Source organism: Bacteroides sp. AF20-13LB (genome assembly GCF_003603065.1).
Taxonomy (GTDB): domain Bacteria; phylum Bacteroidota; class Bacteroidia; order Bacteroidales; family Bacteroidaceae; genus Bacteroides; species Bacteroides uniformis.
The window spans coordinates 300,112-326,218 of sequence record NZ_QTMH01000004.1 but is presented as its reverse complement, the minus strand read 5'-3'; the positions used below and the strand labels follow the sequence as shown (position 1 = coordinate 326,218).

Genomic DNA, 26,107 nt, shown 5'->3' with positions numbered 1-26,107 from the left:
GCTTATACTGGTTCTGCTGTTTTTGGCAGAACTTTTTTATTTTAAGATAGCTGATAGGTGCAATATCATCGACAAGCCCAATGAGCGGAGTTCTCATACGAAAGTGACTTTGCGTGGTGGTGGGATTATCTTTTATTTCGGGGCGTTGGCCTATTTCCTGATGAGTGGCTTTGAATATCCCTGGTTCCTGCTTGCCTTGACACTGGTGACGTTCATCAGCTTCGTGGACGATATAAAATCCACCGGACAGATGACAAGGCTGCTTTTTCATTTCTTTGCCATGGCCTTGATGTTTTATCAGTGGGGACTGTTTTCCTTGTCCTGGTGGTGGATAGTCATAGCCTTGATAGTCTGTACGGGCATCATCAATGCCTACAACTTTATGGATGGCATTAACGGCATAACCGGCGGTTATTCTCTGGTTATTCTTGCTGCGTTGGCTTATGTCAATAAGGAGGTGGTTACTTTTGTGGAAGCGGATTTCATCTATACCGTTATCTGTTCCGTTCTAGTTTTCTGTTTCTTCAATTTTCGTAAGAAAGCCAAATGCTTTGCGGGTGATGTGGGTTCGGTGAGCATTGCCTTCATCCTTCTTTTCCTGATAGGCAGGCTCATCATTGAAACAGAAGATTTCAGCTGGATAGTCCTTTTATCCGTTTATGGTGTGGATAGTGTGCTGACTATCATTCACCGCCTAATGCTTCATGAGAATATCGGACTACCGCATCGTAAACATCTGTATCAGATTATGGCGAATGAGCTGAAGATTCCTCATGTAATGGTTTCTTCTATTTACATGGCAGTACAGGCAATCATCATCATAGGATATATAATGTGTTTGGATTCAGGCTACTGGTATCTGCTATGTACCATCCTCTTGTTAAGTCTTATTTATGTCTGTTTCATGAAGAGGTATTTTGGATTACATCAATCAATTTGAAATAAGCTTTCCTTTTCTTGATTAAGTTGGCTTGCCTAATCTGTCGACTTGTAAATCAATACTTTATAAACTTATCTCAGAAAACAGCTTCAGCGAGGCTGTTTTCTTTGTTTGCAGGCAAATATATCCTCACCTTTGCATTGTTGATCAACAAAACGAGATTAAAAACCATGTTGAATTAAAAATGTAAAAAGGAGAAAGAAAGTATGCCTTTATTTTATTATGCAAGACAGTCGTCTCTGGCGACGAAAGAGGGTGCCAAACTTTGGCATCTGAGTTTGAAGAAAGTGGGAAGAGCTGTGGATGCGCAACAGCTGGCTGAGGTGATTGCCGAGAAGTCTTCATTGACTCCGGGTGATGTACATAATGTAATCCGTAACCTGATGACGGTAATGAGGAGCCAGTTGCTGAACAGCCGTACGGTGCGTCTGGATGGCTTGGGCACATTCACCATGAAGGCCCGTACGCGAGGTAAGGGAGTGGTCAAATCTGAAGACGTGAATCCCAATCAGGTGACCGCTTTGCGCTGCCAGTTTACTCCGGAATACACGCGCCCGGCTGCTATCGGCACTACGCGTGCCCTGCTCCAAGGGGTGGAGTTTGAGAAATGGACGGGAGTGGTTACGGACGGTAAGGATGATGCCGATGATGGTGGTAATTCCGGTGGCGGTTCCGACGGTGACCAGGGAGAGAACCCGTTAGGATAAGATGTATTTACTAATTTTGAAAGATTAAGACTATGAAAAAGAACGTTTGGGACAAGATTTTGAAGGTAGTGATAGCTGTTGCTTCCGCCATATTGGGAGCTTTAGGCGCCAATGCAATGAATGTATAAATTGTAGATTTATATAGAATATTAGGAGAAAGGCGGTGAAGGAAAAGCACTTCATCGCCTTTTTGTTATTTTCTTCATTTATAATTCCCTGCCAACCAAAAAATCTTATTACCTTTGCAGGTCACTTTTGGAAACAATAAAAATATAATGATATGAATATCTCTTATAATTGGTTGAAAGAGTATGTCGATTTCGATTTGACACCGGATGAAGTTGCTGCGGCACTGACCTCCATCGGACTGGAAACGGGAAGTGTGGAAGAGGTGCAAACCATTAAAGGCGGACTGGAAGGACTGGTCATCGGCGAAGTGCTGACATGCGAAGCTCATCCCAACTCGGACCATATGCACGTCACTACGGTGAACCTGGGACAAGGTGAACCCGTGCAGATTGTATGCGGCGCTCCGAATGTAGCTGCCGGACAGAAAGTGGTAGTAGCCACGTTGGGTACAAAACTGTATGACGGTGACGAATGTTTTACCATCAAGAAATCAAAACTTCGTGGCGTGGAATCTGTCGGCATGATTTGTGCTGAAGATGAAATCGGTATCGGTACGGACCACGCAGGCATCATCGTACTGCCGGAGACAGCTGTTCCGGGTACGCTTGCCAAGGACTACTATAACATCAAGAGCGATTACGTGCTGGAAGTGGACATCACTCCCAACCGTGCCGATGCGTGCTCACATTATGGGGTGGCACGCGACTTGTATGCCTACTTGATACAGAACGGTAAGCCGGCTACTTTAAAGAAACCTTCGGTAGACGCTTTTGCGGTAGAAAATCACGACTTGGATATTAAAGTAACTGTAGAGAACAGCGAGGCATGTCCCCGATATGCCGGCGTTACGGTGAAAGGGGTTACAGTGAAAGAAAGCCCCGAATGGTTGCAGAACAAGTTGCGTATTATCGGCCTGCGTCCTATCAATAATGTGGTGGATATTACCAACTATATCGTCCATGCTTTCGGCCAGCCGCTGCACTGCTTCGATGCAGATAAGATTAAAGGCGGTGAGGTGATTGTAAAGACCATGCCGGAAGGTACTCCGTTTGTAACTCTTGATGGCGTGGAACGTAAATTGAACGAACGCGACCTGATGATTTGCAATAAGGAAGAGGCGATGTGTATTGCCGGTGTGTTCGGCGGTCTGGATTCCGGTTCTACGGAAACCACCAAAGATGTATTCCTTGAAAGTGCTTACTTCCATCCCACATGGGTGCGCAAGACAGCCCGTCGCCATGCGTTGAACACAGACGCTTCTTTCCGTTTTGAAAGAGGTATTGACCCGAATGCCACTATTTACTGCCTGAAGCAGGCTGCTTTGATGGTAAAGGAACTTGCCGGAGGTACCATTTCTTCTGAAATAAAAGATGTGTGCGCCGCTCCTGCCAAGGATTTCCGTGTGGAACTTGCCTATGAGAAAGTGAACTCACTGATTGGCAAAGTTATTCCGGTGGATACCATCAAGAGCATCGTGACAAGTCTGGAAATGAAGATTGTAGACGAGACAGCCGAAGGGCTTACACTGGATGTTCCTCCTTACCGTGTGGACGTGCAGCGCGATTGCGATGTAATAGAGGATATCCTGCGTATCTACGGATATAATAATGTGGAGATTCCGACTACCTTGAAGTCTTGTCTGACTACCAAGGGTGAATATGATAAATCCAACAAACTGCAAAACCTGGTTGCCGAGCAGCTGGTGGGCTGTGGTTTCAATGAGATTCTGAACAACTCGTTGACGCGTGCCGCTTACTATGACAATTTGGAGTCTTATCCGTCAAAGAATCTGGTGATGTTGCTGAATCCGTTGAGTGCAGACTTGAATGCCATGCGTCAGACACTGCTTTTCGGTGGATTGGAAAGCATCTCGCACAACGCCAACCGTAAGAATGCAGACCTGAAATTCTTTGAATTCGGTAATTGTTATCACTTCAACGAGGAGAAGAAGAATCCGGAAAAGGTGCTTGCCGCTTATTCCGAAGACTATCATCTTGGTTTGTGGGTAACCGGCAAGAGGGTTGTAAACTCATGGGCTCATCCGGATGAGAACAGCTCGGTATATGAGCTGAAGGCATACGTTGAGAATGTCTTTGCCAGATTGGGGCTGCACATGCATGATTTGGTTGTCGGCAATCTGACTGATGACATCTATGCTGCCGGTTTATCCGTACAGACAAGGGGTGGAAAGCGGTTGGCTACTTTCGGTATTGTAACAAAGAAGCTGCTGAAGGCATTCGATATTGACAACGAGGTTTACTATGCCGATTTCAACTGGAAAGAATTGTTGAAGGCCATCCGCAATGTGAAGGTGAGCTATACGGAAATCTCCAAGTTCCCTGTCGTGAAACGCGACTTGGCGTTACTGCTCGACAAGAAAGTGCAGTTTGCGGAAATTGAGAAGATTGCCTACGAGACGGAGAAAAAGTTGCTGAAGGAGGTTTCTCTCTTCGACGTTTATGAGGGTAAGAATCTGGAAGCCGGTAAGAAGAGTTACGCGGTGAGCTTCTTGCTGCAGGATGAGAATGCCACGTTGAACGATAAGCAGATTGACAAGATTATGTCCAAACTAGTGAAGAACCTGGAGGACAAATTGAATGCCAAGCTGCGTTGATTCATTATTCAGAATTTATAATTCATAATTTAAAATACAGTTCCAATGGGAAGAGCGTTTGAATATAGAAAAGCTGCCAAATTGAAAAGATGGGGTCACATGGCAAAGACCTTTACAAGACTGGGTAAACAAATTGCTATTGCGGTGAAGGCCGGCGGTCCGGAGCCGGAAAACAACCCGACACTGCGTTCGGTTATCGCTACTTGTAAGCGTGAAAACATGCCGAAGGATAATATTGAACGTGCTATCAAGAATGCGATGGGTAAGGACCAGAGCGACTATAAGGGTATGACTTATGAAGGATACGGTCCTCACGGTGTAGCTGTTTTTGTGGATACACTGACCGATAACACTACCCGTACAGTAGCCGATGTGCGTTCCGTGTTCAATAAGTTCGGCGGTAACTTGGGAACAATGGGTTCACTGGCTTTCTTGTTTGACCACAAGTGTGTGTTCACTTTCAAGAAGAAAGACGGTATCGATATGGAGGAACTCATTCTTGACTTGATAGACTATGACGTAGAGGAAGACTACGAAGAGGATGAAGAAGAAGGTACTATCACTATTTATGGTGATCCGAAAAGCTATGCAGCTATCCAGAAACATTTGGAAGAGTGCGGTTTTGAAGATGTCGGCGGTGAGTTTACCTATATCCCGAACGATATGAAGGATGTGACTCCCGAGCAACGCGAAACCATCGACAAAATGATAGAGCGTCTCGAAGAGTTTGATGATGTACAGACGGTTTATACTAACATGAAACCGGAAGAAGGCGGAGAATAATGACATATACATACAAGACGCAAGGTACGTGTAGCAGTAACATCGAACTGGATGTGGAAGATGGTATTGTGAAAGAGGTGGCATTTTGGGGTGGATGTAATGGAAACCTGCAAGGACTTTCACGTTTGGTGAAAGGCATGCCGGTAGATGCGGTGATTGCCCGTTTGGAAGGAATTCGCTGCGGAAGACGTTCCACTTCCTGCCCCGACCAATTGTGCAAGGCATTGCACGAGATGGGGTATTGAGCCTACTGCCTGAAAGAATGGATGAGAGCCCTTGACATTGAAAGATGCCAGGGGCTTTTTTTGAACCTAACATGGAGGTATTTGTTATTATTTGAGTATTTTTACGCTCTTAATTGAACAGACACAATGAAGAATATTTTTAAAGACTTGAAACGGAGAGACCACAAACGCTATCTGGGCGGTCTGGACGTTTTTAAATATATAGGTCCCGGACTGCTGGTGACTGTGGGCTTTATTGACCCGGGGAACTGGGCATCTAATTTTGCGGCAGGGTCTGAATTTGGCTATTCGTTGCTGTGGGTCGTGACTTTATCCACTATCATGCTGATTGTATTGCAGCATAATGTGGCGCATCTTGGCATTGTAACCGGCTTGTGCTTGTCCGAAGCCGCTACCAAATATACTCCTTCCTGGGTGTCGCGTCCCATATTGGGTACAGCAGTGCTGGCTTCCATCTCGACTTCGCTGGCAGAGATATTGGGAGGTGCCATCGCTTTGCAGATGCTGTTTGACATTCCCATCATATGGGGTTCTGTCTTGACTACCGTATTTGTAGTCGTCATGCTTTTCACTAATTCCTACAAGAAGATAGAACGTTCCATCATTGCTTTTGTTTCGGTCATTGGGCTCTCCTTTATCTATGAGCTGTTTCTGGTGAAGATAGATTGGCCGCTGGCCGCACAAGGGTGGGTGACACCTTCGTTCCCGCATGGGAGCATGCTGATTATCATGAGTGTGCTCGGTGCGGTGGTGATGCCGCATAATCTGTTTCTGCACTCGGAAGTGATACAGAGCCATGAATATAATAAGAAAGATGATACGTCCATCCGTAAGGTGTTGAAATATGAATTGTTCGACACGCTGTTCTCTATGATTGTGGGATGGGCCATCAACAGTGCCATGATACTGCTGGCTGCGGCAACTTTCTTTAAAAGCGGTATTCAGGTGGAAGAGTTGCAGCAGGCCAAATCCTTGCTGGAGCCGTTGCTGGGGAACAGTGCTGCCGTGGTTTTTGCATTGGCATTACTGATGGCGGGTATATCTTCCACGATAACCAGCGGTATGGCGGCAGGTTCTATCTTTGCCGGTATTTTCGGAGAATCCTATCATATCAAAGACAGTCACTCGCAGGTGGGTGTGATTCTGTCATTGGGTATTGCACTGCTGCTGATTTTCTTTATCGGAGACCCGTTCAAAGGACTGCTGATTTCACAGATGATACTGAGCATCCAGCTGCCGTTTACGGTTTTCCTGCAAGTGGGACTGACTTCTTCACGCAAAGTGATGGGGCAGTATGTAAACAGCAAATGGAGTACATTTGTACTTTATGCCATTGCTGCGGTGGTCACTGTGCTGAATATCATGCTGCTGGTATCCGAGTTGACATCTTGAATAATTCATTTCTAAGAAATCAAATAAGTATGAAGATTATTACATATAACGTAAATGGGCTACGGGCTGCCGTGACAAAAGGTTTTCCCGAGTGGCTGGCACAAGAGCAGCCGGATGTGCTTTGTTTGCAGGAAACAAAGCTGCAACCGGAACAGTATCCGGCAGAGGCGCTGGATGCTTTGGGGTATAAGCATTACCTATATTCTGCACAGAAGAAGGGGTATAGCGGAGTCGCTATTCTGAGCAAGCAAGAACCGGACCATGTGGAATATGGTATGGGTATTGAAGAATACGATAACGAAGGGCGCTTTATCCGTGCCGACTTCGGCGATGTGTCCGTTGTGAGTGTTTATCATCCTTCCGGTACCAGCGGTGATGAACGCCAGGCCTTTAAGATGGTCTGGTTGGAGAAATTCCAGGAATATGTATTGGAGCTGGAACGTACGCGTCCTAAACTCATTCTTTGCGGCGATTATAATATCTGCCATGAGGCAATAGACATTCACGACCCTATCAGGAATGCCACCAACAGTGGCTTCCTGCCTGAAGAGCGGGAGTGGATGACGCGCTTTCTCAATGCGGGATTCATAGATTCCTTCCGTTGGCTTCATCCCGACAAGCAGGAATATACGTGGTGGAGCTATCGCTTTAATTCACGTGCCAAGAACAAAGGGTGGCGCATTGATTATTGCATGGTGAGTGAACCGGTGCGTCCGATGTTGAAGGAGGCGAGAATATTGGGTGACGTTGTTCATTCGGACCATTGTCCGATGTTGTTGGAAATTACAGAATAATGATGATGGAAACAAAAGACAGAATCGAAAAAGCTGTGGAGCTTTTCAAGAGTGGCTATAACTGTTCGCAATCGGTAGTGGGAGCTTTTGCAGATATGTATGGTTTTACAGAAGAGCAGGCTTTCCGGATGTCCGCCTCTTTTGGTGGTGGCATAGGTCGTATGAGGCAGACATGCGGTGCTGCATGCGGCATGTTCCTATTGGCCGGATTGGAAAAAGGAGCTGTGGAAGGCAAGGACCGTGAAGGTAAGGCGGCAAACTATGCGTTGGTGCAGGAGCTGGCTGCTGAGTTCAAGAAACGAAACGGCTCTTTGATATGTGCTGAATTGTTGGGGTTGAGAAAACCGGAAGGTTCGTCCGTTCCGGAAGCCCGTACCGAGCAGTATTATGCTAAACGCCCGTGTGCCAGGATGGTAGAGGTAGCTGCCCAAATTTGGACCGAATACCTGGAAAAAATGTCCTCAAAGTAAGAAAAAAGAACTTTTTTACCCCTTAGTAAGAAAAAAAGTGCCTAATAACGTGTTGTATAACATAAATATACCTATCTTTGCAGCGATATAAAAACACCGACATCTCTATCTTTGGAGATGAGGATAACGTTTAACTAAAAGCAAATAGAAATGTTAAAAGAAAAAGCTGGTAATGTTGCAGGACAGATTTGGACTGCACTGAATGGCACAGATGGCTTGACTCACAAGCAAATCAAGAAAGCAACTAAACTGATCGACAAGGACTTCTTCCTGGGATTGGGCTGGTTGTTAAGAGAAGACAAGGTCTCTACTTCTGAAGTGGAAGGCGAATTGTTTGTAAAGCTGAACTAAGCGAGGAATTGATTGGAATGTTATAAAAAGATGCGTTGGTACATGAATATGTTATCAACGCATTTTTTTTATTTGCTCTGTTTTCACTATCTTTGCGCACCCAATTAATAGATAGTTATTGACAATGAAGAATATACGAAATTTTTGCATTATTGCCCATATCGACCACGGTAAATCAACTTTGGCAGACCGTCTGCTGGAATTTACCAATACTATACAAGTAACTAACGGACAGATGCTGGATGACATGGACCTTGAGAAGGAAAGAGGTATCACCATCAAGAGCCATGCCATACAAATGGAGTATACCTATAAAGGTGAAAAGTATATTCTGAACTTGATAGACACTCCGGGACACGTGGACTTCTCGTACGAGGTGTCACGTTCCATTGCCGCTTGTGAAGGAGCCTTGCTTATTGTAGATGCTTCGCAAGGAGTGCAGGCGCAGACCATTTCAAACCTCTATATGGCGATTGAGCATGATTTGGAGATTATTCCCGTCATCAACAAATGTGACATGGCAAGCGCCATGCCCGAGGAAGTGGAGGACGAAATCGTCGAACTGTTGGGCTGCAAGCGTGATGAAATTATCCGTGCTTCTGGCAAAACAGGCATGGGAGTGGAAGAGATTCTGGCTGCGGTCATTGAGCGTATCCCTCACCCGGAGGGTGACGAGGAAGCTCCGTTGCAGGCGTTGATTTTCGATTCTGTCTTCAATTCTTTCCGTGGTATCATTGCATATTTCAAGATAGTGAACGGTGTGATTCGTAAAGGGGATAAAGTGAAATTCTTCAATACAGGCAAGGAATATGATGCGGATGAAATCGGAGTGCTCAAAATGGAAATGATGCCACGTCCGGAGTTGCGTACGGGGGATGTGGGCTATATCATCTCGGGTATCAAAACCTCTAAGGAAGTGAAAGTAGGTGATACGATTACGCATATTGCCCGTCCTTGCGAAGAGGCCATCGCCGGTTTTGAGGAGGTAAAGCCGATGGTTTTTGCTGGTGTGTACCCCATCGAGGCAGAAGATTTTGAGGACTTGCGTTCTTCTTTGGAGAAGTTGCAGTTGAATGATGCTTCGCTGACTTTCCAGCCTGAGTCTTCATTGGCTTTGGGCTTTGGTTTCCGTTGCGGTTTCCTTGGGCTGCTCCATATGGAGATTGTGCAGGAACGCCTTGACCGTGAATTTGACATGAACGTTATCACCACCGTGCCCAACGTTTCCTACAATATCTATGACAAGCAGGGAAATATGACTGAAGTGCATAACCCCGGCAGCATGCCCGACCCTACCATGATAGACCGTATTGAGGAGCCTTATATCCGCGCCTCGGTGATTACCACTACTGATTACATCGGCCCTATCATGACTCTTTGTCTGGGCAAGCGTGGCGAGCTGGTGAAGCAGGAATATATTTCAGGTAACCGCGTAGAAATATACTATGACATGCCTCTTGGCGAAATAGTTATCGATTTCTATGATAAATTGAAGAGTATCTCTAAGGGATATGCCTCTTTTGACTATCATCCCAACGGTTTTCGTCCTTCCAAACTGGTGAAGCTGGATATTTTGCTGAACGGTGAGCCGGTGGATGCTCTTTCTACCTTGACACACTTTGACAATGCCTACGAATTGGGACGCCGGATGTGCGAGAAGTTGAAAGACCTGATTCCGAGACAGCAGTTCGATATCGCCATTCAGGCTGCTATCGGTGCCAAGATTATTTCCCGGGAAACGATTAAGGCTGTGCGTAAGGACGTAACGGCCAAATGTTATGGAGGTGACGTGAGCCGTAAACGAAAATTGCTTGAGAAACAGAAGAGAGGTAAGAAGCGTATGAAACAGATTGGTAATGTGGAGGTACCTCAGAAAGCGTTCCTGGCAGTCTTGAAGCTGGATTGATGTCGAAAGGATGAAATCTTAAATCAAATATACTTCTTTATGATTATTTTACGTACTGTGAAAAACTTCTCGTCGCTGAATATAGCGGCGAGCATCTTGCTGTTTTTGATGGCTATTTTGGCGGCCGTTATTGCTAATTCGCCGATGGCTCCGCTGTATCAGGGCTTTCTTTTGCAGGAACTGCATCTGCGTATCGGAGACTTCAACTTGTTCTCCCATGGCGGTCATCCGTTGAAAATGATTGAGTTTATAAACGACTGCCTGATGACTGTTTTCTTTCTGGCTGTGGGGTTGGAGATAAAGCGGGAACTGCTGGTGGGTGAACTTTCTTCCTTTCGTAAAGCCTCTTTACCTTTTGTAGCGGCGTGTGGCGGTATGCTGGTGCCGGTCATTGTCTATTCACTTCTGGTCGTTCAGGGCACTCCGGAAACGCGCGGCATGGCTATACCGATGGCTACGGATATTGCTTTTTCATTGGGGGTACTCAGTCTGCTGGGTAAGCGGGTGCCTCTGAGTCTGAAAATTTTTCTGACGGCATTTGCAGTAGTTGATGATATTGGCGGTATTCTGGTTATTGCCATTTTCTATAGTTCCGAAGTGGCATACGGATATCTTATTGTAGCTGCTGTCCTTTATTTCTTCCTTTACTATATGGGGAAATTCGGTATGACACAGAAGATATTCTTCCTGCTTATCGGGGTAATTATTTGGTATTTGTTCCTTCAGTCGGGCATTCACAGCACTATTTCCGGAGTGATACTGGCCTTTGTAATACCGGCCCGTCCCCGTTTGGATGCCGGGAAATACATTAAACGCATCCGCGACATTATCGGTGATTTTCCGGTTACCAAATCAGATAATATTATATTGACCAATGAGCAGATTGCCACTCTAAAACAAGTGGAGCGCGCTTCTGATCATGTAATTAGTCCTTTGCAATCCCTGGAAGACAATTTGCATGGTGCGGTAAACTTTGTGATACTGCCGCTCTTTGCCTTTGCCAATGCCGGTGTGGTGTTCAGTGGAGGCGGTGGCGTTGTTGGAGCTGTTAGTATAGCGGTGGCTGCAGGATTGCTTCTTGGCAAGTTTATCGGTATTTTTCTGTTTACCTGGCTGGCGGTCAAGAGTGGTTTGTCCTCAATGCCTCCGGGAATGAATTGGAGAAGTGTTGCCGGAGTATCCTTGTTGGGGGGGATTGGTTTTACGGTATCTTTATTTATAGCCAACCTTTCTTTTGCAGGAGAATATCCGGATCTGCTGAACCAGGCGAAGTTTGGTGTATTGCTGGGAACGATTGTTGCCGGTATGTTGGGATATATGGTACTGAATGCGGTGTTGCCGAAGGTCAAGGACAAATAGACCTCCACTTTGGAATACTGGACGAAGAATCGGTTCTTTAGGGATATTCGGTAAATCCTCTGAAAGATAAGTTGGGATGTGTCAATGATTTAAGAAAACGTATTCTTTGTTACAGAAACAGAAGAAATAGTCCATTATTCTTAAAAAACATTCGTATCTTTGCTGGTACAAGTCGAAAAGGACCTTCCGGATATGAAGCACATAAAGGCAGTTGCCGGATACATATTGATTCTTTCTCTCTGCCTCGTGTGTGCACACCCTGCCCATGCGGAGACACGGCGTATTGCGCTGATACACTCTTTCGAGCCGGGCTATCCGCCTGCTGCGAAGGCTCTGGAACTGTTGCAAAAAGAGTTCAGCCTTCTCGGCTTGGACTGCGATGTACGCGAATACTATCTGGACTGCGACCGCTACATGGAGGAGGCAGAAAACCTCCGTATGGCCGGTTTCGTGGACGACCTCTCTGCCTGGGGAGCCGAGTTGATAGCCGTGCTCGACGACCAGGCTGCCTATGCGCTGATGGCATGCAGACACCCGTTGGCGCATGAAATACCCGTTGTGTTCAGCGGTGTGAACTATCCCAACATATCTCTGCTCCTGCAATACCCCAACATCACGGGCTATGCCGACACGCCCGATTACTTGCGTACCATACGCATGATAGAGAGTATCATGGGAAAGTCGCGCATCTGCCTGATGAACGGACAAGTGTTTCTGGACCGCAAGATATGGCATGCGTTGAATGAGCAGTGTCGTGGGCAGGGGTTCGCCATCGTGACCTCTACCGAGGGTGCTTACTTTGCCGGTTCCTCCTATCACCGTGTGCGCGAGAGGGAGACTATCAGCCCTATACTGAAACGGCAGAACATAGACGTGTTGCTGGACACCACGAAGATTGTGCGCATGACGAGCGACTCCATAGCGATACGCCATCTGATGTGGCTGGGACGCGGCGACAATACGTTGCTGCTCTACACCAAGCGAGACTATACCACCAAGCGTGTGGGCATGCTCTTCGACAATCCCACGTTTCAGACCATCAACGAGGGCTTCGGCTTTGCCGACTACTTGCTGGGAGGATATTTCACTCCACTGGAAAGCCAGATAAGATACATGGCGACCGGTATCAAGGAACGCCTCGAAGGGCGGATGCCCCGGCAGCAGGTGACGGAATGCGCCAAGCAGTACGTGCTGAACTGGCATGTGCTGCAGAAGTATGGCATCCCGCTCGAGAGCATTCCGGCAGAGTACACTGTGATGTATATCCCTTTTTCGGAGCGCTACCGCTATCCTATACTTATCGGTTCCATCTTGGGCGCAGTCTTCGTGCTGACGGTGATAGTCTTGCTCTCCTTCAGCCTGCTGCGCGAACGCAGACGCAAGCGTGAGGCACTGCGAAACCTCCTCTACGAGCATGAGACCCTCTGCCTGGCCATCGAAGGAAATTCTACCTACGCCTGGCGACTGGAGGGAGATTCCGTGTCCTGCGACTCGCAGTTTTGCGAGCTTATTCATCATCGCCCCGGCCGTCTTCTGCTCGATGAAATCACTCCCTACATCCATCCCGACGACTTACCCGCCTTCCGCAAGAACATAGCGGCAAGGCATGAACGCACGCACCACAAGGGGCAGTATCGCTGTAACTTCACCGGTGAGTTCCAGTGGTGGGAGTTCAGCTACAATACCATCCACACCCCCGGACACGCACCCATCATAGCCGGATTGCTGCAGAATATCCAGGAACTGAAAGACCACGAGCAGGAGCTGATAGAATCCCGCGAGCTGGCGGAGCAGGCCGAACTGAAACAGTCGTTCCTCAACAACATGAGCCACGAGATCCGCACTCCGCTCAATGCCATTGTCGGCTTCTCGGATATGCTGGCCAATGAGCCGGAGTTTTCAAACGAAGAGCGGCAGGAGTTTGTGGACATTATCAACACCAATACCAAACTGCTGCTGAAGCTGGTGGGCGATGTGCTGGAACTGTCGCGCATCGAGTCGGGTAACCTCTCGTTCACCTTTCAGCGGGAGAGCGTGTGCCGGTTGCTCGATGACGTCTATCAGACGCATAGCCTGCTTATCCGGCCGCCGTTGCAGTTCCTCAAGGATTTCCCTCCCGAAGATGTGCAGGTGAATGTAGACCCCATGCGACTGACACAGGTACTCACCAACTTCCTGAACAATGCCAACAAGTTTACGAAAGGAGGCAGCATCCGGCTGGGGTATTGCTGTCCGTCCGGCATGAGCGAGGTACATCTTTATGTGGAAGACACCGGCATAGGCATTCCGCACAGCGAGCAGAAGATGATTTTCGAGCGTTTCTACAAGCGCAGCGAGTTTTCCCAAGGCGTCGGGCTGGGCTTGTCCATCTGTGTGCTCATTGTCGAAAAGATGGGAGGACGCATCGAACTCCAGTCCGAGGAAGGCCGTGGAAGCCGTTTCACAGTGGTACTGCCTTGTATTGAATAAATCCTTAAAAAATGTAATCGCGTTGTAATGCCTTTATATATAATTTTGCGTATCTTTGCCAATGTTTTAAGAAATATAACGTTTTAAGAAACTAATTTAAAAGACATTATGTTAAAGAGAGTAAGAATTATACTGACGGTGCTGCTGTTACTGGCCACCGTGGGTGTAGATGCGCAGGTCACCACAGCTTCTATGGCGGGTAAGGTGACGGATGCAAGTAATGAGCCCATTATTGGTGCCACTGTCCAGGCGGTGCACCAGCCTTCCGGTTCGCGCTACGGAACCGTGACCAATGTCGACGGACGCTATTCCATCCAGGGTATGCGCACCGGTGGTCCCTATCGGGTAGAGATTTCCTATATCGGCTATCAGACAGTTATTTATAAGGACATCACTCTCCAACTGGGCGAGGTGTATAACCTGAACGTAGAGATGAGCGAATCTTCCGAGCTGCTGAACGAAGTGATTGTGACGGCTGCCAAGACCAAGTTTACCGCCGAAAAGACGGGTGCCACTACCAACATCTCTTCTGCACAGATAACGCAGCTCCCTACCGTGAACCGCAGTATCAGCGACATCGCCCGCCTTTCTCCCTACGCCAACGGCATGAGCTTTGCCGGCGGTGACGGACGTTCCACGAACTTCACTATCGACGGTGCCAACTTCAACAATAACTTCGGACTTAGTTCCAACCTCCCCGGCGGCGGCAACCCCATCTCCATGGATGCCATCGAAGAGGTGCAGGTAGTGGTGGCTCCCTTCGACGTGCGCCAGACGAACTTCATAGGCGGCGGCATCAACGCCATTACCAAGAGTGGTACGAACACGTTCAGAGGTACTGCCTATACCTATTACCGCAACCAGGACATGCGCGGTAACCGCATCAACGGCGAGGACCTGGGAGCACGTTCCGACGAGTCCAAGACTACCTACGGCTTCACGCTGGGCGGTCCTATCATCAAGAACAAACTGTTCTTCTTCGTAAACTACGAAAAGGAGAAGACTCCGGGAGAGGTTATAAAGTATCGCGCGCGTGAGGACGGTGAAGAGGCAAAAGGTATGGTGTCCCGTACGCTGAAGTCGGATATGGAGAAGGTGTACAACCATCTGAAGGACAAGTACGGCTACGACGCAGGCTCTTACACAAGTTTTCCTGCTGACGAGGAGAACACCAAGATTCTGGCCCGCATCGACTGGAACATCACGGACCGCCATCGCTTGAGCCTCCGCTACAACAATACGAAGAATACGGCTTGGAATGCCCCGAACGGTAACTCTTCCGATACGGGATATCGCTTGAACAATACTTATCGCGTAGGTACGCAGTCTATGGCGTTTGCCAACAGCATGTATTCCATGGACAACAAGGTGCAGTCTTGGGCGACAGATTTGAACAGCCGCTTCACCGATAAGATTTCCAATCAGTTGCTGTTCACCTACACCAATATAGAGGACATGCGCGGCACCAATTCTTCTCCTTTCCCCTTCATCGACATCATGGCAGGCAAGGACGAGAATGGAAACCAGATTCTGGAACCGTACATGAGCGCCGGTTACGAGTTGTTCACCTACAACAACGGTGTGAAGAACAAGATTACGAACATTACCGATAACTTCACCTTCTTCACCGGTAACCACAAGCTGACGGCAGGTCTTAGCTATGAGCACCAGTTTGCCAACAACGCCTATATGCGTAACGGTACGGGATATTACCGCTATAACAGTCTGGAAGATTTCCTGAGTGGCGCAGCTCCCGAATCATTCGCTTTGACTTATGGCTTCAACGGTGTGGCCAACCCCAATGCTCAGGTTACCTTCAACCAGCTTGGTTTCTATGCCCAGGATGAATGGAACCTCGGCAACAGTCTGAAACTGACCTACGGTATCCGTTTCGACAACTTGATGTTCGACAACGACGACCTCCAGAGAAACGATGCCATCTATGAGCTTGACTTCGACGGGCAGCACATCGACACTGGCAAGTGGCCGGATTCCAGATGGCAGATTTCTCCCCGTATAGGTTTCGTTTGGGACGTGTTCAAGGACAAGTCGCTGAAAGTACGTGGAGGTACGGGTGTGTTTACCGGACGTCTGCCGTTGGTTTTCTTCACCAATATGCCGACCAATGCTTCTATGGTACAGAACTCCGTTACCTTTAAGACCCAATATGACAATGGAAAGGTGGTGGGCCATGATTCCCGTCTGGACCAGTTGGCAGGCGGCATGATTACGGACATGAACCAGATAATCGACAAGTTCAACCTCCCCACCACGATTGAGAAACACGTGGCGGGAAGCAAGATTTCCGGTGTGGCTCAGGACTTCAAGATGCCGCAGGTGTGGAAGTCGTCTATCGCGGTGGACTATCAGGTACCCGTATCTTTCCCCTTGACCGTGACGGGAGAGTTCATGTTCACGAAGAATGTGAATGCCGTTACCATCAACAACATCAATATCAAGAACCCCGACGAATGGAAGTACAATAAGCTGACCACCGTCAAGGGCGCTGATGGAAAAGACGTGACAACTACGGAACTGTTGCATACGGGTATGCAACGTTTCAATGGTGCGGATAACCGCATGGTGTACTCTTATTCTCTTTATGACAACCCCGACAAGAATGTGAAATATGCAGGCGACTTCGTGCATTACAATGGCAAGAATGCCGTGGTACTCGACAATACATCCAAAGGCTACGGCTATACGGCAAACATCACGGTGAATGCCCAGCCGGTGGATGACTTGATGCTGATGCTGGCCTATACGCACACGGAGTCCAAAGAAGTTTCCGGTCTTCCGGGCAGCGACCCTATCTCCACTTGGCAGGGATTGAACACGATTGATGGTTCCAATTATGTGGATGCACAACGGTCACAGTATGTGGTTCCCGATAAGGTGATTGCTTCTGTGGGCTACTACATCCCCTTCAGACACAAAGGCCTGCTTCGCGGCACACACCTGAATCTGTTCTATTCCGGCTATTCTTCCGGCGGTTACAGCTTCTGCTACACCAACGACATGAACGGCGATGGTATCAACAACGACTTGATGTACATTCCGAAGGACGATAGTGAAATCAACTTCAAGACAGAGGAAGACCGCGTTGCCTTCTGGAAATTCGTAGAGCAGGATTCGTACTTGAAGAATCACAAAGGACAGTATGCCGAGGCTTATGCTGCCCGCGCTCCGTGGGTGCACCGCTTTGACTTCCGTCTGCTGGAGGATTTCGAATTCAAGATTGGCAAGACCAAGCATTGCTTCCAGTTGAGTTTTGACATCATGAACGTGGGTAACCTCATCAACTCCAAATGGGGTATCTCCAAGACCAATACCGTTTCCAACAGCAACCGAATCCTGAAGTATGAAGGGGTGAAGAGCGCCACTGACCTGACTCCGGTATTCTCCATGTATAAGGTGAACGGTGAATATCCTACCAAGACTTACGACACCTATCAGAACTACAGCGAATGCTGGAAGTTGCAAGTCGGTATCCGTTACGTGTTCAACTAATCGGGTGCAGATAACCTCCGTTGAATGGCAGAATATGATAAGGCAAGGGCTGTTCCGGGATTTCCGGGACAGCCCTTATTATTTTGGGCTTTCTTTACTTTATTGTATTTCAACCTCCATAATCACTGGATTGTGGTCGCTGCACAAATCCAGGTCCGGAGAGTAGTATTCGATACCCTTCAAGCTAGGGGAGTGGAAGATGTAATCAATACGCAACATGCGTTTGGCATAGCGGTAGGTGTACATGTATCCGTTTCCGGCAGTGCGGAATCCGTCTTTGAGGGTTTTCCTCAAATGATGGTAGGTGTAGGAGGAAGGTATTGAGTTGAAGTCGCCGCATAGCAGCACGGGATAGGGGCTGGTCTTAGCGTAGTGGCTGATGACGTAAGTCTGCGTGGCCCGCTTCATGAAGTTTTCGTGCAGGGTGCCTGCGGCATCTTTGGCTGCCTGGACTTCGCGGCGGGTGTCGTCGGTGGCCAGCTCGCGTTCCCACTTCCTGCGCTTCTGGCTAACGCTGGTGGTCTGCAGGTGGTTGTTTATCAGACGTATGGTATCCGTACCCATCACTACATCGCACATCATGCTACAGTTGGAGCTGTGCTGGTAAGTGATGAAACGGTGGTTCGCCAATGGATAGCGGCTGAATACGGCGATAGGCAGTACGCCCTTGACGGAGTCTTCAGAAGGGATGAGCGCGTGTGACCAATGCGAGAGTACGCGCCGTATGCTGTCTGTGGGGAAGTCGCTGTTGTCTCCGAACTCCTGGAAGCACAGCACATCCACGCCTTCCTGCTGCATGTACCGGGCTATCTCCTTGCAGGAATAACCGGTAATCTCACCTCCGAAGTTGTGTATGTTGTAGGTGGCTATCTTCAGATACTTGCCTGCCGGGGTTTTGTCTTTCGGCAGGTGGAGCTGGAAGACAGACGTCAGATATCCCCAGTTGCAGAAGAATGCCACCAGCGGAACCAGTGCCCAGCGCTTACGGGCCAATGCCCAGCAGAGTGCCGTTATCAGATTGACAATCAGGAGTACGGGCACTGCCAGCCCCAGTAATGGCATGATGACGGAATCGACCGGAGCTACATTTCCTGAGAAGGCTGCCATTATGGTGATGGTGGCCAAGACGAATGTCGCTGCTATCAGACAGATGTAGAACAGACCTTTTACGGCGGACTTTCCCATGTTGTTTGCTTATTTATTCACTACGTTCACCGGCTTGCCGTCTTGGTAGGCCTTGATGTTCTCGAGCATAATCTGCATGAGGCGTTCGCGCGCGGCGGTGCTTGCCCAGGCAATGTGCGGAGTGATGTAGCAGTTGCGGGCGGAGAGCAACGGATTGTCGGCACGGGGAGGTTCTTGCGAGAGTACGTCTACGCCGGCGGCATAGATGGTACCGTTGTTAAGTGCGTCGGCAAGGTCTTGTTCGTTGATGAGCGGGCCGCGTCCGGTATTGATGAGAATGGCGGTGGGCTTCATCAACCGAAGCCGTTCTGCATTCACCATCTCGCGGGTGGAGTCGGTGAGGGGACAGTGCAGACTGATGATGTCACATTCGCGGAACAACTCGTCCAGCTCCATCTTGCGGATTTCGGGAGGAAGCTGGAAGTTGGTCTTGGAGGTGTAGGCACATACCTTCATACCGAAGCCGATGGCGATGCGGGCGGTGGTGAAGCCGGTGTGGCCCAGGCCTACGATTCCAAGCTTCTTTTCGCGCAGTTCGATGAGAGGCGTGTCCCAGAAGCAGAAGTCCTTGCTTGCTGTCCAGCGGCCCCGGTGCACCTCTTCAGAGTGGTGTTGCACTTGCTGGGTGATGTTCAGAATATGGGCAAAGACCATCTGGGCAACGGAGTCGGTGCTGTAGGCGGGAATATTGGTGACAATGATGCCGCGTTCTTTGGCAGCGGCGGTGTCTACGATGTTGTATCCGGTAGCCAGCACACCGATGTATTTCAGTTCGGGCAGTGCCGCCATGTGCTCGGCGGTGAGCACGGTTTTGTTGGTCAGCAGGATTTCTGCACCAGCGGCGCGTTCCAATACTTCCGCAGGGGCGGTGCGGTCGTAGATGGTGCACTCGCCCAAGGCTTGCAATTCGTCCCAGCAAAGGTCACCGGGGTTGGCGGCATAGCCGTCTAATACTACTATATTCATGGAGTTATGAGTTATAAGTTATTTGTTGTGGGGATTTTCTGTATCCGACTTTTAATCTCTAACTTTTAATTTTTAATTTTAATTGATAGTTTACCATTTCTTTTCCTCTCCCCAGAGTTGCTGCATCCGTTCCTTGTGCTTCTGCTCGGCAGGGTTGAGTTGTGGCTCCCAGATACGGCGGTCTTTCAATTCGTCGGGCAGGAATTGCTGCTTGACGAAGTTGCCGGGGTAGTCGTGGGCGTACTTGTACTTCTCGCCGTAGCCCAACTGCTTCATCAGCTTGGTGGGCGCATTGCGCAGGTGCAGGGGGACGGGGAGGTTGCCCGTTTCGCGTACCAGTTCCAGGGCATTGTTGATGGCCATATAGGCTGAATTACTCTTGGGGCTGGTGGCAAGGTATATGGTGGCTTCTGCCAGGGGGATACGTCCTTCGGGCCATCCCACTTTCATCAACGTGTCGAAGCAGGCGTTGGCAAGCAGCAGCGCGTTGGGGTTGGCCAGTCCGATGTCTTCGGAAGCGGAGATGACGAGGCGGCGAGCTATGAAGGCAGGGTCTTCACCGCCTTCTACCATGCGTGCCAGCCAGTAAATGGCGCCATCCGGGTCGCTGCCGCGAATGGATTTGATGAAGGCGGAGATGATGTCGTAGTGCATCTCGCCATCCTTATCGTAAGCAAGAGGGTTCTGTTGAAGGCGTTCGGTCACCATGTCATCCGTGATGAGGACAGGGTCGGTGGCTTCGGAATCTATCACCAGTTCGAGGATGTTGAGCAGCTTGCGGGCGTCTCCTCCGCTGAAGCGGAGCATGGCAGTGGTTTCTTTCAGTTCTATTTTCCGTTCCTTCAGCACGGTGTCCGTGGTGATGGCGCGTTGCAGCAGTTCCAGCAGGTCGTCCTTCTCCAGTGACTTCAGGGTATAGAGCTGGCAGCGGGATAGTAGCGGGCGGATGACCTCGAACGAAGGGTTCTCCGTGGTGGCGCCTATCAGCGTCACGGTGCCTTGCTCCACGGCTCCCAACAGCGAGTCTTGCTGCGACTTGCTGAAACGGTGTATCTCGTCGATGAAGAGGATGGGACTGGCTTGCGAGAAGAAGCGGTTGCTCTTGGCACGCTCTATCACGTCGCGTACATCCTTCACACCGCTGGTCACGGCACTAAGTGTATAGAAAGGGGTTTCCAGCTTGTTGGCGATAATCTGTGCCAGGGTTGTCTTTCCCACTCCCGGAGGGCCCCATAAGATAAACGAAGAGATACGTCCTGCATCAATCATCTTACGCAGCACTGCACCCGGTCCCACTAAATGTTTCTGACCGATATATTCATCTAATGTTCTTGGTCTAAGCCGTTCTGCTAATGGTTGCATAGTATGTAACTCTTAAAAAATCATTAATATCATGAAGCGTATACCGCCCTTCTTCACTCCCGGTATATCCGTATAGGTCAGTCGGCGTACATATTCTATGTGGAGCAGCTTGAAGATATTGTAGATACCTACACTGGCTTCCACATAGGGAGTCTTGCCCATGACGTGGCTGGTGGGTACACCGTCGCGCATGGGGAAGAGGAACAAGTCGGGATTGTTGCTCTTGTATGGGTTGTTCTTGTCCGTCAGCGTGCCCCACAGACCACGGATGCGGAACATCTCGCGCCACTTCAGCTTCTTGATGAGCGGGATGCGGTTGAAGAGTTTTCCGTTCATGTCGTAGCTTAGGTTGAGGGAGGCGTAACGGTCGTTCAGGAACTCCATGTTGTTGATGAGGTTGAAGGACTCGTTGTTCTGCGTAATGTACGAGAGGTTCGCCATCGGTAGGTTCAGCAGGGGGAAGGGAACGGTGTTCCATTGCGCACCGGCACGTGCCGTTACGTCCAGCTTGCCCCACGAGCCGAGCCAGAAGCGCTTCCGGATGCTGGCTTCCGTCAAGTTGAAGTTGTACTCTCCACCCAGCACGCCCTTGAATCCGGCGGTGTGGGAGAGGGTGAAGGTGGGCGCATCCAACGATACGGGCACGCGGCGCTGTTTGGTGTTGACGAAGGTTTCACCAGGAGCGTAACGCAGGGTCACACCCAGCTCGGTAGTGGTGATGTCGTGCACCAGCGTATTCTTTTCATCCCACTGTCCGGGTGTTTCTCCGTTGTTCTTCCAGTATTGCAGTTGCCCCGCAGGCTGGTCGTTGCGGTGGCGTGCCATGGCCTGTACGGAGAAGCCGGTATTGGTCTCCAGCTCGTAGGTCAGCGTGGCGTCGCGCATGTAGGACATTTGGTCTACCGTAGTCCATTTCCAACCGACAAACAAGTTGTCCTTGTCCGTGGCGAGGTACTTGTCCATGGGAGACATCACGTCGTAGGTGTACTTGAAGGCGATGTAGTGCTTCGGGAACTCCCACAATACGTATTCTCGTTTGTTGAAGGAATAGGCCACCTGCCCGGAGTAGAACCATTTCTTGTCCTTGGTTCCGTAGGCACCGTAACCGCTTAGGCTCCAATGCGGGTCGAGGTTACCGGTCGTCATGCCGCTCAGACGGAAGCGCGTGCCGTTGACGTAGTTGCTGGTTATCATTGTATTGATAGGGCCGAAGTCGAACTTGCTGGGATGGTTCTTGCTGCCCGTCTCCACGAAGTTCTCAATCAAGGCTTTCGCCCCGAAGATGACGTACTTGAAGCCGGGAATCTGTTCGATGCGGTTCATGAATACGTCCATCGTGCTCTCCTTCTTGGTGAGGGGCACTTGGCGCACTTTCGCCCAATACTCGTCGCTCTTGGCAAGCATGTTCGCCTCCTTGATGACATTTCCTTTCAGGCGGAAGAGGCGGGGTTCTATCTCCGTGAACTGATAGTCGCTGTATTTGGTGGTCCGTTGCACTTCCAGGCCTTGGATGCCTTTCACAAAGTGCAGTTCCACGGTCATGTCGTCATCGGTCAGCACCCAGTTTCCGTCGGGCAGTTGTTCGAACTGCTGCACGATGTCGAGGTTTTCCACGAAGTTGACACCCGTCTTCTTGGGCAGGTTCATGGTACATTTCTTCACGGCATAGGTGGAGTCCTTCACCACGTAGAGGTGCCCCGTGAAACCGAAGTCCTGTGGGTTCTGGGGAACGAAGGTGAGGTGCACGCACTCCTGCCTATCCACCATGAGCGTGTCCATCAAGTAGTATTTGTAGAAGCTGATGGCTCCGCGGCCGATGGGGCTGACGAAGCGGCGTTGCAGCAGGCGGATGTCGTCGTCATAGATGTTGATGTCGGAAAATACGTCCGTAAGGATGGTCCCCAGCATGTCTCCGGTGTTGAAGAACTCTTCGATACCGGTGGAGTTCATACCTTCGATGATGGTCTTTTCGCTTTTGGGGCTTTTACGGAAAATGGTCTTGCTGGCCGTCTCCTTGATGGAGATGGGTAGAATCATTTTGTTGGTCTTGGGTGATACCTCCACCTGGTCTTTGAAGAAGGAGAATTTCTTGTAGATGCCTTTTTCCATTTTGTCAGGGGTGACGTCGTTGAGCGACATCTTCATCTTTTCGTACTTCTGGTACTGGTAGTAGTCGTTCTCTTCCAGTTTCAGCGCCTTCTTGTTCTCGATGACCTTCTTCATGAACTCCACGGCGGGGTTGTTCTTGCGGGAATATTTCTCCTTTTGGGGCTTCACCACGACCTCGGAGAGCATGATGTCATCCGATTGCAGTTTGACGTTCAGCACCCGGGTGCCGGGTTTCAGTTTTACTTTCTTGGTGATATAGCCTACGGCGGAGAACGTCAGCTCATCCCAGCCTTTGCGGGTTTCCACCTGGTATTCACCGTTTGCGTTGGAGATGCCGCCTACACCTTTCCCTTCATACTGTACGGTGATGTACATCAGCGGTTCGTTCGTGAGGGAGTCTGTGATGACACCCTTTATCTGGGCGGATGCGCTGATGGAGACGAACAGTGACAGCAGGAAAAGGGCGTAAATTGTATATCTTTGCTTCATAAGTTACAGATAATTCGGGCGCAAAGTTAACAAATTAAGGTTAATCAAGAAGCAAATATAGACTAAAGAAACGGGAGATATGGTTAAATGAACGTGAAAGTCGTATGTCTTGTTTACCGGATACAGATAAAAAACGTACAGAAGCCTTATAGAAAAGTTGCCGGATATAAAGGATAAAGTTGCACAACGTATGGATAAAGTTCTATCCCAAGCCTTGGGATAGAAAGACCCAAGCTTGGGATAAGCGTCCGTAGGTTTGGGATAGACGTTTGCAAGCTTGGGATAGAGTTTATGGAGGATTATGAATTGTTGCCGTTCAGTAGTGTCTGTACGATGCGTTCCGCCGTTCGTCCGTCCCAGCGGTCGGGCAGGGTGGTGTGCTTCCATTCTCCGTGCAGCAGCTTGTCGAGCGAGGCGGAGAGAGCGAAGGAATTTTCGCCTACCAGCTCGTTGGTACCGATGCGCCAGGTTTCGGGATGCTCGGCATAGGTATTGAGGGTGATGCAGGGGACGTCGAGGAAGGTAGCTTCTTCGGCGATGTTTCCCGAGTCGGTGACGATGCCCCGTGCCTGGTTGATGAGGAATCCGAAGTGCAGGTAACTCTGCGGAGGCAGGATGTGCAGGTTGGGAGCATTCACTTCCAGCGACTTCACCGCCTTTTGCACGTAGGGGTGTAGCGGGGCGACGATAGGCATGCCGCCGGCCTTCTCGATGACGGTCTGGAGCAGGGAGTGCAGTACGGCTTTCTTCTCCAGCAGGTCGCGGCGGTTGAGGGTGAGCAGCAGGTAGTTCCCTTTCCGCAGGCCGAGGCTGGAGAACCACATGGGCTGCACCAGGCGGTGGCGGTTGAAACGGATGGTGTCAATCAGTATGTTGCCCACGTAGTGGATATATTCGGGTATCATGCCCTCCTGGTTGAGGTTGCGGTTGGCCACCATGCCGGCGGTGAAGAGATAGTCGGAAATGGCGTCCACGATGGTGCGGTTCACCTCGCGGGGCATGTTCATGTCGAAAGAGCGTGTGCCGGCTATGACGTGCGCCACCTTCAGTCCGCGCTTCTTGGCGACGATGGAGCAGCTCATAGTGGCGGTCATGTCATCTACCACCAGTACGACTTGTGCCGGATGCCCGTCCAACTCCCGCTCGAAGGCGAGCATGATGGAGGCTGCCACCTGCGAGTGGTTGTGTCCGGTGACACCGAGGTAGGCATCCGGTTTCCTCATGGAAAGGTCGGAGAAGAGCGAGGCATCCAGGCTGGTGTCATCCTGCGGACCGGTGTAGACGATGCGGTAGGAGATGTTCTTTCCTGCCTCTCTGGCGGCGTCGATGGCGCGGCAGATGGGGGCTATTTTCATGAAGTTGGGGCGTGCGCCCGATACGATTGTTATTCTCATTGTCGTAGTTGGTGAAAAATGATACGACAAAAATACGTTTTCTTAGGGAAATTATTTGTTACTTTGCCTATTATTTTGAGTACTTCTTGAAAATAGCAGTGTTTTAATTATTCATTCTTAATTTCAGTATGACAATGCCAACATTTGTTCAGATACTCGATTTCATTGGCACATTTGCCTTTGCCATCAGTGGCATACGCCTGGCCTCGGCCAAGCGGTTCGACTGGTTTGGAGCGTATGTGGTGGGTTTTGTGACGGCCATTGGCGGCGGTACGATACGCGACCTGTTGCTGGACGTCACCCCGGGCTGGATGACGGATCCCATTTACTTGATTTGTACCGGACTGGCCTTGTTGTGGGTCATCCTCTTCGGTAAACATCTCATCCATCTGCACAATACGTTCTTCATATTCGACAGTATCGGCCTGGCACTGTTCACGGTGGTCGGCGTGGGCAAGAGCATCGCGCTGGGCTATCCCTTCTGGGTGGCCATCATTATGGGCAGCATCACCGGGGCTGCGGGAGGTGTGATACGTGACGTATTCATTAACGAAATTCCGCTGATATTCCGGAAGGAGATTTATGCGATGGCTTGTGTGGTGGGAGGAACCTTCTACTGGATGTGCCATCTTCTGGGGATGGAGTCTTTCGTGTGTCAGATTGTGGGCGGTGTGACGGTGTTCGTTACCCGCATACTGGCGGTGAAGTATAGGATTTGCCTGCCTATCCTTTCGGGCAATGAAGAGGAGCAGGAAGGGTAGTCCGTTATCTGCTGTCTGAGAATCTCAGGGATTTTCCGGTGAAATTCCGGGCAATGTGCAAAAGAACTTCAGGTGTTAAAAATAAGATTCCCCGGCATTTGGAACCGAAATGTCGGGGAATCTTTCATATTCCTCGTTCCCCTGATAAGGGGGAAAGAGGATGGGATTGCTA

General features: G+C 49.6%; 20 protein-coding genes. 15 read left to right on the top strand and 5 right to left on the bottom strand.

The features are described from left to right. From DWX62_RS06405 to DWX62_RS06345, 14 genes are all read left to right on the top strand, one after another. A partial coding sequence (locus tag DWX62_RS06405; protein WP_133303664.1) for a glycosyltransferase family 4 protein occupies positions 1–940 on the top strand: 940 nt, incomplete at its 5' end. A gap of 206 nt (positions 941–1,146) precedes the next feature. Next, positions 1,147–1,647: an HU family DNA-binding protein gene (locus DWX62_RS06400; protein ID WP_120137074.1), complete on the top strand. Its 501-nt coding sequence runs from the start codon at positions 1,147–1,149 to the stop codon at positions 1,645–1,647. 32 nt (positions 1,648–1,679) lie between these two features. Next, positions 1,680–1,775, top strand: coding sequence for a smalltalk protein (locus DWX62_RS21890; RefSeq protein WP_005828262.1), 96 nt, complete (start codon positions 1,680–1,682; stop codon positions 1,773–1,775). Positions 1,776–1,927: 152 nt separating this feature from the next. Continuing rightward, positions 1,928–4,390, top strand: a complete 2,463-nt coding sequence (gene pheT, locus DWX62_RS06395) for a phenylalanine--tRNA ligase subunit beta (protein ID WP_120172654.1) — start codon at positions 1,928–1,930, stop codon at positions 4,388–4,390. 45 nt (positions 4,391–4,435) lie between these two features. Continuing rightward, a complete protein-coding gene (locus DWX62_RS06390; RefSeq protein WP_005828265.1) occupies positions 4,436–5,173 on the top strand; it encodes a YebC/PmpR family DNA-binding transcriptional regulator in 738 nt (245 codons plus the stop codon). Then, on the top strand, positions 5,173–5,418 hold the full coding sequence (locus DWX62_RS06385; RefSeq protein ID WP_005828266.1) for a TIGR03905 family TSCPD domain-containing protein: 246 nt from the start codon (positions 5,173–5,175) through the stop codon (positions 5,416–5,418). Before DWX62_RS06390 ends, DWX62_RS06385 begins: the two co-directional genes overlap by 1 nt. Positions 5,419–5,544: 126 nt before the next feature. Further along, entirely contained in the window at positions 5,545–6,810 is a 1,266-nt protein-coding gene (locus DWX62_RS06380; protein WP_120172653.1) for an Nramp family divalent metal transporter, read from the top strand. 29 nt (positions 6,811–6,839) lie between these two features. Further along, positions 6,840–7,604, top strand: a complete 765-nt coding sequence (locus DWX62_RS06375) for an exodeoxyribonuclease III (RefSeq protein WP_005828268.1) — start codon at positions 6,840–6,842, stop codon at positions 7,602–7,604. Further along, entirely contained in the window at positions 7,604–8,074 is a 471-nt protein-coding gene (locus DWX62_RS06370) for a C-GCAxxG-C-C family protein (RefSeq protein ID WP_034528735.1), read from the top strand. Before DWX62_RS06375 ends, DWX62_RS06370 begins: the two co-directional genes overlap by 1 nt. Positions 8,075–8,224: 150 nt before the next feature. Then, entirely contained in the window at positions 8,225–8,425 is a 201-nt protein-coding gene (locus DWX62_RS06365; RefSeq protein ID WP_005828272.1) for a winged helix-turn-helix domain-containing protein, read from the top strand. 124 nt (positions 8,426–8,549) lie between these two features. Next, a complete protein-coding gene (gene lepA, locus DWX62_RS06360) occupies positions 8,550–10,331 on the top strand; it encodes a translation elongation factor 4 (protein WP_005828274.1) in 1,782 nt (593 codons plus the stop codon). Between the two features lie 39 nt (positions 10,332–10,370). Further along, the gene (gene nhaA / locus DWX62_RS06355) at positions 10,371–11,690 is read left to right on the top strand and encodes a Na+/H+ antiporter NhaA (RefSeq protein WP_008663230.1); all 1,320 of its coding nucleotides are present in this window, start codon (positions 10,371–10,373) and stop codon (positions 11,688–11,690) included. Between the two features lie 192 nt (positions 11,691–11,882). Further along, a complete protein-coding gene (locus tag DWX62_RS06350) occupies positions 11,883–14,159 on the top strand; it encodes a PAS domain-containing sensor histidine kinase (protein WP_044467298.1) in 2,277 nt (758 codons plus the stop codon). Between the two features lie 108 nt (positions 14,160–14,267). Beyond that, on the top strand, positions 14,268–17,669 hold the full coding sequence (locus DWX62_RS06345; protein WP_120172652.1) for a TonB-dependent receptor: 3,402 nt from the start codon (positions 14,268–14,270) through the stop codon (positions 17,667–17,669). A 99-nt stretch (positions 17,670–17,768) separates the two neighbouring features. On the opposite strand, the gene DWX62_RS06340 is transcribed toward DWX62_RS06345, so the two are convergent. From DWX62_RS06340 to DWX62_RS06320, 5 genes are all read right to left on the bottom strand, one after another. After that, a complete protein-coding gene (locus DWX62_RS06340) occupies positions 17,769–18,854 on the bottom strand; it encodes an endonuclease/exonuclease/phosphatase family protein (RefSeq protein ID WP_005828281.1) in 1,086 nt (361 codons plus the stop codon). Between the two features lie 9 nt (positions 18,855–18,863). Continuing rightward, on the bottom strand, positions 18,864–19,820 hold the full coding sequence (locus tag DWX62_RS06335; protein ID WP_035448286.1) for a D-2-hydroxyacid dehydrogenase: 957 nt from the start codon (positions 19,818–19,820) through the stop codon (positions 18,864–18,866). Between the two features lie 90 nt (positions 19,821–19,910). Next, positions 19,911–21,182, bottom strand: a complete 1,272-nt coding sequence (locus DWX62_RS06330; protein WP_005828284.1) for a replication-associated recombination protein A — start codon at positions 21,180–21,182, stop codon at positions 19,911–19,913. Between the two features lie 12 nt (positions 21,183–21,194). Next, positions 21,195–23,780 (bottom strand): DUF5686 and carboxypeptidase-like regulatory domain-containing protein, encoded by a 2,586-nt coding sequence (locus DWX62_RS06325; protein WP_035448288.1) that lies wholly within the window; start codon positions 23,778–23,780, stop codon positions 21,195–21,197. A gap of 299 nt (positions 23,781–24,079) precedes the next feature. Beyond that, a complete protein-coding gene (locus tag DWX62_RS06320; RefSeq protein WP_022401058.1) occupies positions 24,080–25,174 on the bottom strand; it encodes a UDP-N-acetyl glucosamine 2-epimerase in 1,095 nt (364 codons plus the stop codon). A gap of 134 nt (positions 25,175–25,308) precedes the next feature. On the opposite strand from DWX62_RS06320, the gene DWX62_RS06315 reads away from it, so the two are divergent. Beyond that, positions 25,309–25,935, top strand: coding sequence for a trimeric intracellular cation channel family protein (locus DWX62_RS06315; RefSeq protein WP_005836440.1), 627 nt, complete (start codon positions 25,309–25,311; stop codon positions 25,933–25,935). Positions 25,936–26,107 lie beyond the last annotated feature (172 nt).

Coding starts and splice junctions, on each gene's coding strand:
- DWX62_RS06335 (WP_035448286.1), bottom strand. CDS start 19,820: ATGAATATAGTAGTATTAGACGGCTATGCCGCCAACCCCGGTGACCTT.
- DWX62_RS06380 (WP_120172653.1), top strand. CDS start 5,545: ATGAAGAATATTTTTAAAGACTTGAAACGGAGAGACCACAAACGCTAT.
- DWX62_RS06315 (WP_005836440.1), top strand. CDS start 25,309: ATGCCAACATTTGTTCAGATACTCGATTTCATTGGCACATTTGCCTTT.
- DWX62_RS06365 (WP_005828272.1), top strand. CDS start 8,225: ATGTTAAAAGAAAAAGCTGGTAATGTTGCAGGACAGATTTGGACTGCA.
- DWX62_RS06400 (WP_120137074.1), top strand. CDS start 1,147: ATGCCTTTATTTTATTATGCAAGACAGTCGTCTCTGGCGACGAAAGAG.
- DWX62_RS06345 (WP_120172652.1), top strand. CDS start 14,268: ATGTTAAAGAGAGTAAGAATTATACTGACGGTGCTGCTGTTACTGGCC.
- DWX62_RS06350 (WP_044467298.1), top strand. CDS start 11,883: ATGAAGCACATAAAGGCAGTTGCCGGATACATATTGATTCTTTCTCTC.
- DWX62_RS06375 (WP_005828268.1), top strand. CDS start 6,840: ATGAAGATTATTACATATAACGTAAATGGGCTACGGGCTGCCGTGACA.
- DWX62_RS06390 (WP_005828265.1), top strand. CDS start 4,436: ATGGGAAGAGCGTTTGAATATAGAAAAGCTGCCAAATTGAAAAGATGG.
- DWX62_RS06330 (WP_005828284.1), bottom strand. CDS start 21,182: ATGCAACCATTAGCAGAACGGCTTAGACCAAGAACATTAGATGAATAT.
- DWX62_RS06385 (WP_005828266.1), top strand. CDS start 5,173: ATGACATATACATACAAGACGCAAGGTACGTGTAGCAGTAACATCGAA.
- DWX62_RS06370 (WP_034528735.1), top strand. CDS start 7,604: ATGATGATGGAAACAAAAGACAGAATCGAAAAAGCTGTGGAGCTTTTC.
- DWX62_RS06320 (WP_022401058.1), bottom strand. CDS start 25,174: ATGAGAATAACAATCGTATCGGGCGCACGCCCCAACTTCATGAAAATA.
- DWX62_RS06340 (WP_005828281.1), bottom strand. CDS start 18,854: ATGGGAAAGTCCGCCGTAAAAGGTCTGTTCTACATCTGTCTGATAGCA.
- lepA (WP_005828274.1), top strand. CDS start 8,550: ATGAAGAATATACGAAATTTTTGCATTATTGCCCATATCGACCACGGT.
- DWX62_RS21890 (WP_005828262.1), top strand. CDS start 1,680: ATGAAAAAGAACGTTTGGGACAAGATTTTGAAGGTAGTGATAGCTGTT.
- nhaA (WP_008663230.1), top strand. CDS start 10,371: ATGATTATTTTACGTACTGTGAAAAACTTCTCGTCGCTGAATATAGCG.
- DWX62_RS06325 (WP_035448288.1), bottom strand. CDS start 23,780: ATGAAGCAAAGATATACAATTTACGCCCTTTTCCTGCTGTCACTGTTC.
- pheT (WP_120172654.1), top strand. CDS start 1,928: ATGAATATCTCTTATAATTGGTTGAAAGAGTATGTCGATTTCGATTTG.